Here is a 16182-nt window from a genome sequence, read left to right as displayed (position 1 = left end):
CCGTACAGTGGTCAGTTGTCAAAGAATATTTCTCTCCCCCTGCTCCCTTGCCTATTTGTCCGAACGGGCATAATCATCTTGATAGCGAATAATATCATCTTCTCCGAGATATTCGCCATTTTGGACTTCAATCAAAATTAAGGGAATTACACCGGGATTTTCTAACCGATGAGTTGTACATTGGGGAACATAAGTAGATTGATTATTGCCTAGTAAAATTTCTTTGTCGCCACAAACTACCTTAGCTGTACCGGAAACAACAATCCAGTGTTCACTGCGGTGGTGGTGCATTTGTAAACTGAGGCGATGTCCGGGCTTGACTTCAATTCGCTTAATTTTATATCCACGCCCTTCTTCCAAGACTGTGAACGAACCCCACGGACGTAATTCACCAGCAGCAATACTTCTAGAATTAATTGTTGGTTGCAGAGTGAGAGTATTTGGGGCAGTTTCTGATAATTTAGCCATAGTTACCTCAATTGGAGACATAACAAACCTGTTTTTAGTGGGAACAGTTGATGGAAAAGGGGGCCAGATTTAGCCACTTTGATCAAGATAGCAAAACTCACCCTTGACTGGTAAAGTCCCTGGCGGAAACTAATCTGTCCACACAAAGTCTTCATCAAAAAAATTAGGGAATTACACAAAACTGTTAAATATGTAATTTGGATTTTATCTCTTGTAAGTAGGTGAACGGAAAAAAACCGTAGACGCGAAGCGGCTTCTCGAAGAGTAATATGTAACGAAAAGTAAAATCGCCCAAACCCTCTTGCCTCTTGCCTCTTGCCTCTTGCCTCTTGCCATAACGACGATTTTCAATGCTAACCTACTTAGGAGCTTTTGGTGATATAAAAAGCCCAATCCCATTGTGAACACGGGCTGCTGTATTGGGGGAACGGTCAAGTAACTGACCGCCTAAATAAAGACTGGTAGAACTACCACCATCTAAATTTAAAGCATTGATACAACCCATTGTTTGCATTAATTTTGCTTGTTCCTCCAAGGTTGGACCACCACCACCAGCCCGATTATGTACAGCAGCAATCATCAGATTACCTCTGGAGGTAGTACAAATACTGCTACGAACTGCTTGACCTTTCATAAAAGCAGGGCTGAATGTTTCTGCTGGTCCGTCCAGGACTATTTGCCGATTTTGGACTAATAGGGGACCTGCACCCATAATGTGGGGGTAGCGACTAAATTCAGGTGTGGTGGTGTTGCTGGTCAGGGAAACTTTTGTCCCCATGGGTAATTGTGGTGTCTGATTGCGGAAGATGAGGAGATAACCATTTTGGGGAATGGGAATAGCAGTTATACCACTTTTATCACCTGCTAACTGATTAATTACTTGATTGTTTTCCACAACTACGATAATTTCATTATCAGCTAAAGGTGTATAAGTATTTCCCCATACTGGAGTATAACGAGCAATACCGCGTTGGACATAGCCAGTATTAAGTAAGGAAATGGGTAAACGTTGATTATTGTTGGTAATTAAGGTTTCTGTGAGGGTCAGCCGACCAAAATAGAATTGTCCGTTATTATTCCAAGCGATCGCTCCCCGGTTGAGAATTGGACCGGATATCCATTGATTATCTCGCCGAATTGCCCCTAAAGGTAATTTATTATTGCGGTTAAAATAACCACCATTAATTGCGGCTACTGCTAAGTAATTTTGAGCAGTTAGCAACAAAGGGGCAGTCCCAGTTAATGTTTGCGGATTAGTTAATATAGGCTTAATGCTTAATCCTATAGCACGAGGGTTAATATCTAACCAAACCACAGGAAAGCGATCTGTTCCTAAAGTTACCAACTGCTGTCGCCATTGTAATCCCTGCGCCCAAGCAATAGTTTTTTCTACCATGGCATCAGGTTGAATATCAATAACTAAGCGATTTGGTTGGGGAATAGTGCTAACTTGTAGAGACTGACCAAAGGGAACACTCAAACGCACAATTGTTTGATTATTCACCACTTCCACTTTTTGAATTATTGATGCGGGAATAGGCGGTGTAGTGGGTTGAGAGTTATAGCGTTGTATTAAAGCCGGATCAGCAGTACCATCTAGGGTGAGAGTCCATTCTCGATTGGGTGGTGTGGTAGATTTAGGGATAATCTCATCAGGATCTACTACTTTTTTAACTGGTAATTCTTGTCGAATTTGCCAAGGGGTCGCTATATCTAAATCGAGGACAACTCTATCTCCTTTTGGTTGTTTACCAAGACGGATATTTTTCAGTTGAGAAGGGGGAGTAGAAATTACTAAAGTGCTACCATTAGCTTGGATTTGCCATTTAGCTATTTGGGCTAATTGAGTAATATCTAAATAGCGATATCCTTCGCTGAGATTGGTATTGAGAATGGGGGGATTTGTCAAGCCAGAAAACCACTGTACTGGTTGTTTGCCAGGATTACTACTATTGAGTAAATCTATCCCCATTAATTGCTTAACTGCGCCATCACTCAGATAAGTTTGTCCTTTAACGGTGGTTGCTGTTGGTTGTAACCATGCTCCTGGTAAGGTGCGTCCATTGAGAATAATTTGATTACCAGCACTAACGGCACTGGGAACGGGAGTTGGTAAACTAGGAGTATTTTCAGCAAATACCCTATAAGTAGCAGTCAAACACAGCGCTGTTGACAGTAGCGGTAACACAGAATTGAGTATTTTCAGAATCATAAAACCTCGCGGTAAGCGGGAAACTCAGTGGCTTGGCTCCCTGAGAGGGATGGTTCGACGCAGCTCACCAGCCGGGACACGAGCGGTTTTAACCGCAGTGGTATTTTATGCTAAAATGAGATTGTGAGTAGGAATAACTATCTACGTGTTGAAACATCCTAGTATCGGAGAAATCCCGGCTCCCGTGAAACAACGGTTAGGTTTAAGTCCTAACGGCAGTAGGACGAGAAAGAGCGATTAATGGCAGGTTGTGGAGCGTACCGGATCTTGGCTGAGTGATGGCCTCTGAAAGCACCAAAATGATAAAAGTAGCTAGAAACCTAAGCTGGACTTAGAGTAACTAAGTAGGCGTTGTTTGACGAACGCAGCGAGAATTAGACTTTGGGTACTCCCTAATCTCAATCTGTCAGCAGAATCTCAGCAGCTAAAGCCTCTGAGAGTGTCAATGACTCGGTATTTGGGAACGTGATTATGCAAAACCCAGCGATTAGAAATCGCGGCTACGCAGGCAAAACCCACCTTCGTGGGTTAAAAACCTTGATTTTTCATTAGTCCACGTATCCCTTAGGAGACCGCAGGAATAGGTGGACTTCGTTTGTGTAGTAGCGAATTATATTCGCCATAAACTTTTCAAACATCCTCTAACGAAAATTTATCAGAAAATTTAAAAAATAATTATCTTTTTTAGAAATAACCGTGATAATATTTATTTTGGGTCTTTGTCTCTTGTTCAGAGTAGCAAACAATTATCGTGCTAAAAATACTAGCTAAAATTGTTTTAAATAATACAAATCACTTAGAGACTGCTATGATACTGTTAGGGGTTAAAGGTGAAATTCGCACACCCTATCCTCATATCTAAAATTTTGGATTTTGGGGTTTGAATCTAAAATCTAAAGTTCCTGTGGTTGCCAAGGAATAAACAGCCAAAATACAGGAAAAAACAGATATATTTTAGGAATTGTCAAATGGGCATATAGTGAAAATAGACTAATTTTGGTGAACTATCAGTATCAGCCAAGAATAGGAATAAGCAAGTATGGTGTAAGCCATCAGCAAAAAAACTGCAAACTTCAAAACGATTGAATTTACAGGTTCTTCTGGATTAAGGTAGTTTTTTAACAGTGCATAAACAAATAAAAAATAAATAGGCATTGGTAGCACAGCTTCGACTAAATGTCAAGCTAAAATTGTTATCCCTAAACTTTGGTAATTATGTATTTTTTATCCAGTGCCAAAACTGAGAAAATTTCCCTCTAAGCAGTAATAACAACATCTGTACCTCAACATTTCAGGAATAGAGTATGAATCATCAACCATCAAATCAGGGTCAGCAAATTACAGTGTCAGATACTAATTTTCCAGATACATATCCAGGACAAAAGTGGCTAGTAGAAGAAAGGGATGCTTGTGGAGTCGGGTTTATTACCCATCGTCAAAATATTGCCAGTCATGAAATTCTGGCTAAAGCCTTAACTGCTTTAACTTGCTTAGAACATAGAGGTGGTTGTAGTGCTGACCAAGATTCTGGTGATGGTGCGGGGATATTAACAGCGATTCCTTGGGAATTATTAGCACAGGAAAATAGTAATGCAATTGATTTTTCTCATCTGAGTAATATGGCTGTGGGGATGATATTTTTTCCCCAAGACGCAACAGCCGCCAAAGCTGCTAAAACTGCATTTGAGCAAATCGCAGCAGAAGAAAAATTAAATATACTGGGCTGGCGAGTAGTTCCAGTGTGTCCAGAAGTATTAGGGGTGCAAGCAAAAGAAAATCAACCCCAAATAGAACAGGTGATCATTTATTGTGCTGATAAAAGCGGTGATGAACTAGAAAGAGAATTGTATATTGCCAGTAAACGCATTATGCAAGCGGGAAGAAGAATTTCTGAGGATTTCTACATCTGTTCCTTGTCTAGCCGGACAATTGTTTATAAAGGCATGGTGCGTTCCGCTGTCTTGGGGGATTTTTACGAAGATTTAAAAAATCCGGCTTTTAAAGTGGCATTTGCGGTATATCATCGCCGATTTAGTACCAATACCATGCCTAAATGGCCTTTAGCCCAACCCATGCGGCTATTAGGTCACAATGGAGAAATTAATACCCTATTGGGGAATATTAATTGGATGATGGCACGGGAAGCTACCCTTAGTCATCCGATTTGGGAAGATAGGTTTGACGAACTCAAGCCATTGGTAAACGTTAATAATAGCGATTCCGCTACTTTAGACAATGTACTAGAGTTATTGGTGCGTTCGGGACGCAGCCCCTTAGAAGGGTTAATGATGATGGTTCCTGAAGCGTACAAAAATCAACCTTCCTTGGCTGAATATCCCGAAATTGTGGATTTTTATGAATATTACAGCGGGTTGCAAGAAGCATGGGATGGACCTGCGCTGTTAGTATTTAGCGATGGTAAAAAAGTTGGAGCGACATTAGATCGTAATGGTTTAAGACCTGCGCGTTATGTCATTACCAAAGATGATTATATTGTTGTTGCCTCCGAAGCTGGAGTTGTAGATTTCCCAGAAGAAAACATTCTCGAAAAAGGTAGACTCGGTCCAGGACAAATGATTGCGGTGGATTTAAACACCCAAGAAATCCTCAAGAACTGGGAAATTAAACAGCGCATTGCTAAACAGCATCCCTATGGGGAATGGTTGCAACAGCATCGCCAAGAATTGAGTAAATTAGTGAAGGGTCAGTCTGTAGTTAATGGCAATGGTAACGGTAATGGTAATGGTAATGGGCATTTGTCAACGAACAACGAACAACTGACCACTGACAAAATTGATCCCCAAGTTTTATTACAACAGCAAATTGCCTTTGGCTACACCATAGAAGATGTGGAAATGGTGATTCACCCCATGGCCAGCACTGGTGCGGAAGCAACTTTCTGTATGGGAGATGATATTCCTTTAGCGGTATTGTCAGAAAAATCCCATTTGCTGTATGACTATTTTAAACAGCGATTTGCTCAAGTTACCAATCCAGCAATTGACCCTTTACGGGAAAAGTTGGTGATGTCTCTGACGGTGGAATTGGGTGAAAAGGGGAATTTATTAGAACCCAAGCCAGAATACGCCCGCAGACTCAAGTTGGAGTCTCCTGTACTGACTCAAACAGAGTTGGAAACTATTAAGTTGTCAGGATTTGCAACGGCTGAATTGTCAACTTTATTCCCCATAGCCACAGGCCCAAATGGTTTAAAAACGGCTGTGGAATCTTTGCAAAAACAAGCTGCGGAATCGGTACGGGCTGGTGCGAAGATGCTCATATTAAGCGACAGAACAGGTACAGGCTTGGCTGCTGAATATACCTATATTCCCCCTTTATTAGCCATTGGTGCGGTTCATCATCACTTAATCCGTGAAGGGTTACGGATGAAAACATCCTTAATTGTAGATACAGCCCAATGTTGGAGTACCCATCATTTTGCTTGTTTGTTGGGTTATGGTGCGGGTGCAGTTTGTGCTTACATGGCTTTAGATACTGTAACTGCTTGGTGGCATGAACCTAAAACTCAGCAGTTTATGACTAGGGGCAAAATTGCCACTTTGACTTTAAACCAAGCCAGAGAAAATTATCGCAAAGCTATAGAATCGGGTTTGCTGAAAATCCTTTCTAAGATGGGAATTTCCCTACTTTCCAGTTATCAAGCGGCGCAAATATTTGAAGCTATTGGGATTGGTGGTGATTTGTTGGCTTTGGGTTTCCGAGGAACAACTTCCCGCATTGGTGGTTTAAGTGTGAGTGAGTTGGCACAAGAGGTGCTATCTTTCCACAGTAAGGCTTTCCCAGAATTGACGGCGAAGAAGTTGGAAAACTTAGGTTTTGTGCAATACCGTCCCGGTGGTGAATACCACATGAATAGCCCAGAATTAGCGAAGTCGCTGCATAAGGCTGTCAATGGTAAGCAGTATGACCATTATGATGTTTATAAACAACATCTGCATAATCGTCCGGTGACGGCGTTGCGTGATTTGCTAGACTTCCACAGCGAGCGCTCATCAATTCCAATAGATTCGGTAGAGTCAATTAATGATATTGTTAAACGTTTCTGTACAGGTGGGATGTCTTTAGGGGCGTTATCACGAGAAGCACATGAAACTTTAGCGATCGCCATGAATCGCATTGGTGGTAAATCTAATTCTGGTGAAGGTGGAGAAGATCCGGTTCGTTACAATGTTTTAAATGATGTGGATACGGCTGGTAAATCTGCGACGCTTCCTCATCTCAATGGGTTAAAAAATGGTGACACGGCTGCAAGTGCCATTAGACAAATTGCATCGGGACGGTTCGGCGTTACTCCCCAATACTTAGCTACAGCCCAACAACTGGAAATCAAAATTGCCCAAGGTGCAAAACCAGGAGAAGGTGGACAGTTACCCGGACCCAAGGTAAGCCCCTATATTGCGATGTTGCGCCGTTCTAAGCCCGGTGTAACTTTGATTTCTCCACCACCACACCATGATATTTATTCCATTGAAGACTTAGCCCAGTTGATTTTTGACTTGCACCAAATTAACCCGAAAGCCCAAGTTTCGGTGAAATTGGTCGCAGAAATTGGAATTGGGACAATTGCAGCAGGTGTGGCTAAAGCTAACGCCGATATTATCCAAATTTCCGGTCATGATGGTGGTACTGGTGCATCACCGCTTTCTTCGATTAAACACGCAGGTAGTCCCTGGGAACTGGGTTTAACAGAAGTACATCGGGTTTTGATGGAAAACAGTTTGCGCGATCGCGTCATCTTGCGTGTAGATGGTGGTCTGAAAAGCGGCTGGGATGTCCTGATTGGGGCGTTAATGGGGGCGGAGGAGTTTGGGTTTGGTTCGATAGCCATGATTGCGGAAGGCTGCATTATGGCGCGGATTTGCCACACTAATAATTGTCCTGTGGGTATAGCTTCTCAGAAGGAAGAAATGCGGAAACGGTTTACCGGCATTCCTGAACACGTTGTCAACTTCTTCTACTTCATTGCGGAAGAAGTGCGGAGTCTGTTGGCTAAATTGGGATATCGTTCTTTATCAGAAGTAATTGGCCGCGCTGATTTATTAACGGTGCGTTCTGAAGTCAAACTGAATAAAACCCAAGCTTTGAATTTGGATTGTTTAACTAAACTACCAGACACAAAAACTAATCGTAGTTGGTTAGTACATGAAGAAGTTCACAGCAATGGACCAGTGTTGGATGATCAGTTACTAGCAGATGCAGATATTCAAACGGCAATTAAGAGAAATGGCACAGTTAGTAAAACCGTTACCGTCGTCAATACCGATAGAACCGTCGGTACAAGGTTAACGGGAGCGATCGCATCTCGACATGGTGACAACGGCTTTACAGGGCAAATAAACCTGAATTTCCAAGGAAGTGTGGGGCAAAGCTTCGGCGCATTTAACCTCGATGGTGTGATTCTCAACCTGGTAGGGGAAGCTAACGACTATGTAGGGAAGGGAATGAACGGTGGGGAAATTATTATTCAGCCCCCAGCAAATGCCACTTATGACCCAGCAGAAAACGTGATTGTGGGGAATACCTGCCTTTATGGGGCGACAGGTGGGGCGTTATTTGCCAATGGTTTAGCTGGAGAACGGTTTGCGGTGCGGAACTCTAAAGGTACAGCCGTGATTGAAGGGGCTGGTGATCATTGCTGCGAGTATATGACTGGTGGTGTGATTGTTGTTCTGGGTAAGGTTGGCCGCAACGTGGGTGCAGGAATGACTGGCGGATTAGCTTATTTCTTGGATGAAACTGGTAATTTCCCTGATTTAGTTAATCATGCCATTGTCAAGGTGCAACGAGTTGTAAGTGATGTGGGCAGACAACAATTGTATGATCTCATTAAAACTCACGAGCGTCGCACTGGTTCACCTAAAGCCCAGGAAATTATCGCCAATTGGGCAGAATATTTACCTAAGTTCTGGCAATTAGTACCACCTTCTGAAGCTGATAGTCCCGAAGCAAAAACTGAGGAAAAACAGTTAAGTTCTGTGTAATTTATCAGAATCAGGATTTACAGGATTTAATGAAATACTTTGTTTGTATTTATCCTGTTTATTCTTTAATTCTTTTTTGTCTGAATCAGGATTTGCAGGATTTAAGGATTTACAGGATTTAATGAAATACTTTGTTTGTATTCATTCTGTTTATTCTTTAATCTTTTTTGTCTGAATCAGGATTTACAGGATTTAAGGATTTACAGGATTTAATTAAATACTTTGTTTGTATTCATCCTGTTTATTCTTTAATTCTTTTTTGTCTGAATCAGGATTTACAGGATTTAAGGATTTACAGAATTTAATTAGAGGGTGTTTGAAAAGTTTTGAATGTATAGACTGACCCCTCTCCAAACCTCTCCCCTTGCAGGGGAGAGGCTTTAAAACCCCCATTCCCTTGCAGGGAAGGGGGGTAGGGGGGGTTAGGTTTTTGGAGATTACTGGTTTGATATAATACTTTTCAAACAACCTCTTAAATACTTTGTTTGTATTCATTCTGTTTATTCTTTAATCGGTGGTTATCCTGAATCAGACCTTTTCTGTATTTATCCTCTTCATCCTTTAATCGGTGGGTATCCTGATTCAGACATTCTTTAAGGCTTCTTGGGTTTTTGAGGTTTTTGAGATTTTGTTTTATTCTGAGCAACTAAGTGTGGATATTGATCTTGCATTTCTAACAGTTCGGGAACAGTGACAAATTCATAACCCTGTTTACGGAACTTGCTAATGATTTCTGGTAAGGCTTTGACAGTGTGAGAGCGATCGCCACCACCATCGTGCATTAACACAATACCCCCTGGTTTAGCTTCCCTAAATATGTTATTAATTAGTCTTGGCACACCCGGACGTGAATAGTCCATAGAATCAGACGACCACATAATAACAGCATATTTATTACTTTTAGCATAAGCCGCTACTCCATTCCTCATGTTTCCTCCTGGTGGACGAAACAGACTGGTTTTTATACCAGTAGTCTTATAAATTATGTCTGTTGTATTAGCAACTTCGTAAGCTGCTGCCTGGGCATTCATGTGATGATACCAATGATGCCAGGTATGGTTAGCAATAATATGACCTTCTGCAACTACCCGTTTTGTTAAGTCAGGATAATTCTTGACATTTTGGCCAACAACGAAAAATGTACCTTTGATATTATTTTTTTTGAGAATATCTAATACTTTTGCGGTACTACTAGGCCAAGGACCATCATCAAACGTTAAGGCAATAACTTTTTTTTCTGGAGGAAGTTTAGCTTCGCTAATTACAATCCCTTGAAATTTAGGTGGTACATCAGTAGAAAACCCTTTGGCTTGTGCTTCTTGTTGCCAACTGGTGAGCATTTCTGTTTTAAATTCCTCTAACCGCTGCTGAGTTTTGACATTAGCAGCAATATCTTTATTTTTAACAATGACGTTTTGGTTTTGAGCATCAGAGATTTTCGCTTTGAATAGAATCATCAAAGCAATGCTTAAAGTACCAGTTAGTCCAATTAATCCAATTAATATTCCCTGCGTTCCCAAAAATGACTTATTATTTTCCACAGTGTAACTCCTTCAAGGGGTGAGCAACCAATGATGGTAGTGATGGCTCTGACGGTAGGTTATAACACATTTTTCTAAAAATTGAGGATGTATTTAGGTATTCACGTATATTGTGTTGCTTGGACTCATGATTTACTATTAAAGAAAAAGTTATTTTTTCCTCAATGTCATGAGTAGTTAGATGATAATTAACTGAATATAGTTTCTCACTTGTGAATGATATTTGGTAGTTACGTTAGCTACTATTCTAGCCTTGAGCGGAGATATTTTTATCACCGATTGATGACTTTTCAATGTTAGTTTATTTTGTCTTGAGTTTATTTTTTCCAAACTACTAATATCACCCCAGTGACAATCAAACCTAATCCAAAAACACGGGTTAAAGAAATAGGTTCTTTCAAAATAAAGTACCCCAGGAATACAGAAAATATATAACCAACTGATACGGCTGGTGCAGCAACACTCAGATTGACTCTGGTTAGTAGTAAGATATAGGCTACTGCACCAATACCATAACAGGTTAATCCTAATAAAAGTTCCGGGATGGTGATCATGTTGAGAATAAGACTAATAATATTCCCTCCATGCACTTTACCTAATTTGATTGCTCCCATTTTTAAAGAAAATTGTCCTGCTACACTGATGAGGACGGAGATTAACAGTAAAATAAATTCTGGTATTGACACTGAATATTACCTTAACTTTATTGATTGAATATTATGCTTTGGTGCCATACCTTTGCCTCAAAATCAAACCAGATTTTTATTTTCAGGTTTTTGTAAACCCTCCAGTTTCCTTTAATGTATAAAGAGGACGACCTTTTACTTCTTCGTATATTCGGCCAATGTATTCACCTAAAATCCCAATACAAATTAATTGAACTGAACCTAAGAAAAACATGGAAATTGTAATTAATGTGTAACCAATTAAGTGAGATACTGGGGCAAAGATTCGCCAATAAAGCACTAATATTATCATAATCATAGCGATCGCAGCGGAGATAATCCCTAAGTAGGTTGCTAGTCGTAAAGGAACTGTGGAAAAAGAGATAATACCATCAATTGCTAAAGATAAAGATTTACCAAAGGTATATTTTACATCTCCTGCAAAGCGAGGGTTTCTTTCAAAAAGTACAGAGGTTTGTCGAAAACCTACCCAAGCACGTAAACCGCGAATGTAGCGATTGCGTTCAGGCATAGAATTCAATATATCTACTACTTGTCTATCCATTAAGCAAAAATCTCCTGTATCCACAGGAATATCAACTTTAGCCAAGCGTCGAAGAATGCGATAAAAAAGATATGCTGTCAAGCGTTTTAGTCGGCTTTCTTGTTGACGAGATATTCTTTGAGCATATACTACTTGATATCCTTGATGCCATTTTTCGAGCATTGTTAAAATTAGTTCTGGTGGATCTTGGAGATCGGCATCCATAACAATGATACATTTGCCTTGGACAAAGTTCAAACCAGCGGTAACGGCGATTTGATGCCCAAAATTCCGGGCTAGACTGAGGTAATGGACTCGATTATCACGATGATGTAATTCGCGCATCATCTTTAAAGAGCGATCGCGGCTACCATCATCAATTAAAATTAGTTCAACATCTCCGTCTAACTGTTCCATGACATGATGTAACCTACGATACATCTCATTGATGTTTTCTTCTTCGTTATAAATGGGGATAATTAGGGAGTAGATAGGCTGATTCATCATCATAATTAATAATTAAGTTTATTTAACATTTAATAATAATGCGTTCATTCTCACAAAAAGAATACTTTTTCGGCTTACTTTTGGCATCTTTAATTTTATGGCTGATAGGTTTAGGTAATTTACCTTTACGAGATTGGGATGAAGGCACTTATGCTATAGTCGCTAGAGAAATTTACCACACTGGTAACTGGCTTTATCCTACTATACAAGGAGATCCTTTTTTATTAAAACCACCTTTAATGCAATGGTTAATTGCTATTTGCTATCACATAGGAGGAGTGCAGGAGTTTACGACCAGATTTCCGGGAGCATTTTTAACAGCTTTAGGAGTTCCTTTACTTTACTTAATTGGACGTTTGGCTTTTAGAGAAAATTTACCAGCTTTATTTTCAGCTTTGGTTTATTTAACATTATTGCCTGTTGTCCGTCATGGTAGATTGGCAATGTTAGATGGGATGACTATTTCCTTTTTCTTATTATTATTATTTTGTGTTCTCAAAGCGCGTCATGATAAAAAATATGCTCTTGGTATCGGGTTTTGTTTGGGTTTAATTACTCTCACAAAGGGAATGTTAGTGGTAGTTTTGGCAGGAATAGCAGGTTTATTTATTATTGCTAATAAACAATTAGCTTTATTAAAAAATCCATTTTTATGGATAGGAATGCTGTTAGGGAATGCACCTGCTATTGCTTGGTATTTTGCCCAATGGCAACATTATGGCAATATTTTCTTAGAAGTGCATTTTCAATCTCAAGCTTTTGATAGACTGGGAAAAGCTGTGGAAGGGAATACTGGTCCTGTTTGGTATTATTTACTTGAAGTCATAAAATATGGTTTTCCCTGGTTATTGTTTTTGCCAGGAGGTTTATATTTAAGTTGGAAAAACCGTGATACTGCTTGGGGTTGTTTAACTCTGATTGGCACAATTGTTTATTTTGCCATAGTTTCTTTAATGGGAACGAAATTACCTTGGTATATTATGCCAGTATATCCATTTTTAGCTTTAGCAATTGGGGCTAATTTAAGTTATATTTGGCAGGGTGGGAAGTTTAGAAGTAAGTTTTTGACGGGATTTTTCGGATTTTTAATTATTGTTGGTTTAGCGGGTTGTGTTTATTTCATTATGTTTGATAAACAGCCATTGTTAATTGTTATGAGTATTATTTTAGCAATAACTATGGTAATAACATCATGGTTAATTAATCAGCATAATCGGCAATTTATTTCTGTTTTATTGACGGGAATGTATTTAGTTTTAGCACTATTGATGAGTTCTCAATCATGGATTTGGGAGTTAAATGAAAAATTTCCTGTTGTCCCAGTGGCAACATTAATTAAGGATAATGTGCCACCAGGAACACAGATTTATACTTCTTTTCCTGATAGTCGTCCTAGTTTAGACTTTTATAGTGATTGTAAAATTATTCCTGCATCTATTGCCGATTTACAGGATAAGTTTGTTCATAAATCTTATTTGTTGGTGGATAATGAGAATTTGCAGAAAATGAATTTAAAGCAGAGTAAAATCATAGGAGAAGCCAAGGGTTTTAACTTGATTGCTACGAATTAATTTTACCAAGCAGCCATATTTTTTACTGCTTTGTAAATAAATAAACATCATCGCGTTGATATTGTAACTTAAAATCAGAACGCTTTTTTAATTCCTTGACCAAATTACCATAATCTTCTGCTGTTGCTGCCCAACCAGGATGACGGGTATTCAGCAATATATAATGAAAATTATTCAATTCATTAATATCATATTTAAAACTAATCTCTTGCCTATGGGTTAAATGTGGAGTAATTACATCTGTAGTCAGAACACTATCTTGAGTTTTAATTAAAGATATTGCTTCTTTGGTAGCTTGCCAATTATCTACAAAATTAAGATATTTGGAGATAAAGAAACCCCATTTACCTAAAATTAAAAACCAAATTAAAGACCACAAAAGAATCGCTCTTTTTTGGTTTAGCCATGCTTTATCTGCTGCAATACTGGCAATTAATGCTAATATTAAAAATGGAATGACTGGTAAAGAATAATGTAAGATTACATTTTTCTGGGAAGGATGATCAGCAAGTATATTTAATGCTAAACAAGGAATTGCACCTATTAATGATGTCATGTATTTGGGTATTAAACCCCAGATTACAGGCACTAATAAAAAAGATAAATATTCTAAATTTATAGATGATAAGATATTGCTAATAATAAGTTGCGGTTGATATAGGATAATTTGTAATGTTTCCGAAAATGATTTTCCTAAATAGCTATAACGGTAAAAATGTCTGTTGACTAATGTTGCTTCGCTGCCGAAAAAAGGGATGATAATTTTGTTAGCAATTAAAAACCATGCTATACCACTAATGATAGCGATTACACCATATAAACGCCGCTTTTCAAATAATAGTAACCAAACACCCATAGCTACTACTGTTAAGGAAAGTACCGCTTTACATCCCAACACTATCAAAACACTTACACAAAACCAAACTATTTTTTTTGTTCTTGCAGCTAAAACTGCTGTTAAAAGTGCAGGAACAGCAAGAGTATCTGGGTGAAAATCACACAAATTGCTGTTATATACCACTGGATAAAGTAGGTACACAGCCACCATTGCTATTGCTTGATTTTCTTTCAAACCTGCTTGTAGTGCCAGTAAATATGTAACAAAAGCACCTAAAGACAAAGCAACAGACTGAACTACAAACAACCAATAGACACTAGGATAGATTTTATATAGTAAAGCTATAGGATACAAAATCCAAGCAGCATGATCAGCCAAAACATGAAAACCAAGTACAGAGGAAAATGGTAATTTTGCCTGACTAATTAAGTAAACTGTTTGATCAAAAAAGGCTAAATCTCCAGATGAATTAAATAATTCATGTCGGAGAATACTAGCTGTGAATAAAATTAAGGCACTAATGCCAACAATTCCATTAATATTATTTTTAGTTAATAATTTTTCCACAATATAACTTTTTATTTATTGATGTTTAACGAAAAAGCAGCTTTTGATTTGGTGTAAATCATATCACAATTTCGCACAACAAACCAAAGTGTAAAACCTAAAGGAATAGAAAACAATTGGATATATATAGGAGTTCCCAAATAACTAACAAATGATGCCAGTTGCACTGATATTGCTACCCAACGATATTGGGGAAAGTAAAAAGCAAAGATAATAGATAAAATATCTGTAGGATAAAAATATCTTTCGTGCATTTTGGGTAATAAATACGGCATGAGAAATACTGATATTGTCGCTAAATATATCAATCTGTCCTGAGTAATTTCTAATTTACTTCTATAAACAAGATATGCTAACAAAAATATCGCAGTTACAGTTAACAGTAAACCTATTGGCACAACAATATTATAATAATCGTTAGGAATCCATTGATAAAGATTAGGGACATTTTTAGCCAGTTCTTTATATTTATTAGATTGTTCAAAATATACTAAAAGCAATTCTTTGATTGGTCTACCAGCAATCCAAGCTGGCAACATTGCCCCTATATATACTAAAGGAATTATTGGTAAATAAAACCAAAATATTCTTTTTTTAATCAATAAGATTAATAATAAAGGTGCTAAAAACATCGCTTGTAATTTAAACGAAAGTGCGACACCAAAACTAATTAATGCGGGAATTTGTTTGTGAATAGATAAAAAGTAAATACAGGCAATTAATCCTGTGGTATAGATAACGTCACATTGTCCCCAAAGCGAACTATTATAAATTACAGTGGGACTTAATATAACAGCTAAAAATGCCCAATTTGCCATTCTACCCACAGGATATTTCAGCTTGACAATTTTATAAGTTAAAAATGCACAAATAAAGTCAACAGTCATGGCAAAAAGTTTGATTGCTAGAATTTTCGGTAATCCAGAAAGCAGGGTAGAAGCAATCAAAAGCCAGTAAAGATAGGAAGGTGTATAATCAGCAAAACCATATTTTAATGCAATAAATCCGCCATGAGATGCAATAAAATCATACCAAGGATCTAAAAAATATTTATAATCTACTGATTTATTGGGAACACAAACCAATCTGATTGTCACGGCGAATATAATACCAATTAACAAATATCTGGGAATTGGTAATTGGCAAGAGTTTAATATATGATCAAACTTATCTTTTATTGACTTCAATAATGTTTTGTGTGAATTATTCATGATTATTAATTATGATACTTTTATCTTTGTAAATTGTATTTTAAGAGAAATAGTAA

Annotated in this window: 10 protein-coding genes; 2 read left to right on the top strand and 8 right to left on the bottom strand. The window is 38.2% G+C overall.

Annotation, left to right across the window (positions count from 1 at the left end):
• Positions 1–51: 51 nt before the first annotated feature.
• Complete coding sequence (locus tag FJR08_RS00435; protein ID WP_168631800.1) at positions 52–468, bottom strand: phosphomannose isomerase type II C-terminal cupin domain; 417 nt, start codon at positions 466–468, stop codon at positions 52–54.
• Between the two features lie 358 nt (positions 469–826).
• On the bottom strand, positions 827–2680 hold the full coding sequence (locus tag FJR08_RS00430) for a phosphodiester glycosidase family protein (RefSeq protein WP_168631799.1): 1854 nt from the start codon (positions 2678–2680) through the stop codon (positions 827–829).
• A gap of 1304 nt (positions 2681–3984) precedes the next feature.
• On the opposite strand from FJR08_RS00430, the gene gltB reads away from it, so the two are divergent.
• Complete coding sequence (gene gltB, locus FJR08_RS00425; protein ID WP_168631798.1) at positions 3985–8682, top strand: glutamate synthase large subunit; 4698 nt, start codon at positions 3985–3987, stop codon at positions 8680–8682.
• A gap of 213 nt (positions 8683–8895) precedes the next feature.
• On the opposite strand, the gene FJR08_RS00420 is transcribed toward gltB, so the two are convergent.
• From FJR08_RS00420 to FJR08_RS00405, 4 genes are all read right to left on the bottom strand, one after another.
• Positions 8896–9177, bottom strand: coding sequence for a hypothetical protein (locus FJR08_RS00420; RefSeq protein WP_168631797.1), 282 nt, complete (start codon positions 9175–9177; stop codon positions 8896–8898).
• 98 nt (positions 9178–9275) lie between these two features.
• The gene (locus FJR08_RS00415; RefSeq protein ID WP_168631796.1) at positions 9276–10223 is read right to left on the bottom strand and encodes a polysaccharide deacetylase family protein; all 948 of its coding nucleotides are present in this window, start codon (positions 10221–10223) and stop codon (positions 9276–9278) included.
• Between the two features lie 317 nt (positions 10224–10540).
• The gene (locus FJR08_RS00410) at positions 10541–10909 is read right to left on the bottom strand and encodes an EamA family transporter (RefSeq protein WP_015078111.1); all 369 of its coding nucleotides are present in this window, start codon (positions 10907–10909) and stop codon (positions 10541–10543) included.
• Positions 10910–10991: 82 nt separating this feature from the next.
• Positions 10992–11936, bottom strand: a complete 945-nt coding sequence (locus FJR08_RS00405; RefSeq protein ID WP_168631855.1) for a glycosyltransferase family 2 protein — start codon at positions 11934–11936, stop codon at positions 10992–10994.
• Positions 11937–11977: 41 nt separating this feature from the next.
• On the opposite strand from FJR08_RS00405, the gene FJR08_RS00400 reads away from it, so the two are divergent.
• Positions 11978–13510: a glycosyltransferase family 39 protein gene (locus FJR08_RS00400; RefSeq protein ID WP_168631795.1), complete on the top strand. Its 1533-nt coding sequence runs from the start codon at positions 11978–11980 to the stop codon at positions 13508–13510.
• Between the two features lie 22 nt (positions 13511–13532).
• On the opposite strand, the gene FJR08_RS00395 is transcribed toward FJR08_RS00400, so the two are convergent.
• Together FJR08_RS00395 and FJR08_RS00390 are read right to left on the bottom strand one after the other, a co-directional pair.
• Entirely contained in the window at positions 13533–14918 is a 1386-nt protein-coding gene (locus tag FJR08_RS00395) for a DUF2079 domain-containing protein (protein WP_371415530.1), read from the bottom strand.
• A gap of 8 nt (positions 14919–14926) precedes the next feature.
• Positions 14927–16126, bottom strand: coding sequence for a hypothetical protein (locus FJR08_RS00390; RefSeq protein ID WP_168631793.1), 1200 nt, complete (start codon positions 16124–16126; stop codon positions 14927–14929).
• Positions 16127–16182: the final 56 nt, after the last annotated feature.

It is taken from the genome of Dolichospermum sp. UHCC 0260 (assembly GCF_009711985.1).
Lineage (GTDB): Bacteria > Cyanobacteriota > Cyanobacteriia > Cyanobacteriales > Nostocaceae > Dolichospermum > Dolichospermum lemmermannii.
The sequence above is the reverse complement of the archived record's forward strand: the minus strand, read 5'-3'. Positions and strand labels throughout refer to the sequence as shown.

Bases quoted from the DNA above. Each gene is read 5' to 3' on its own strand.
- FJR08_RS00435 (WP_168631800.1), bottom strand. From the start codon at position 468: ATGGCTAAATTATCAGAAACTGCCCCAAATACTCTCACTCTGCAACCA.
- FJR08_RS00430 (WP_168631799.1), bottom strand. From the start codon at position 2,680: ATGATTCTGAAAATACTCAATTCTGTGTTACCGCTACTGTCAACAGCG.
- gltB (WP_168631798.1), top strand. From the start codon at position 3,985: ATGAATCATCAACCATCAAATCAGGGTCAGCAAATTACAGTGTCAGAT.
- FJR08_RS00420 (WP_168631797.1), bottom strand. From the start codon at position 9,177: ATGAATACAAACAAAGTATTTAAGAGGTTGTTTGAAAAGTATTATATC.
- FJR08_RS00405 (WP_168631855.1), bottom strand. From the start codon at position 11,936: ATGAATCAGCCTATCTACTCCCTAATTATCCCCATTTATAACGAAGAA.
- FJR08_RS00400 (WP_168631795.1), top strand. From the start codon at position 11,978: ATGCGTTCATTCTCACAAAAAGAATACTTTTTCGGCTTACTTTTGGCA.
- FJR08_RS00390 (WP_168631793.1), bottom strand. From the start codon at position 16,126: ATGAATAATTCACACAAAACATTATTGAAGTCAATAAAAGATAAGTTT.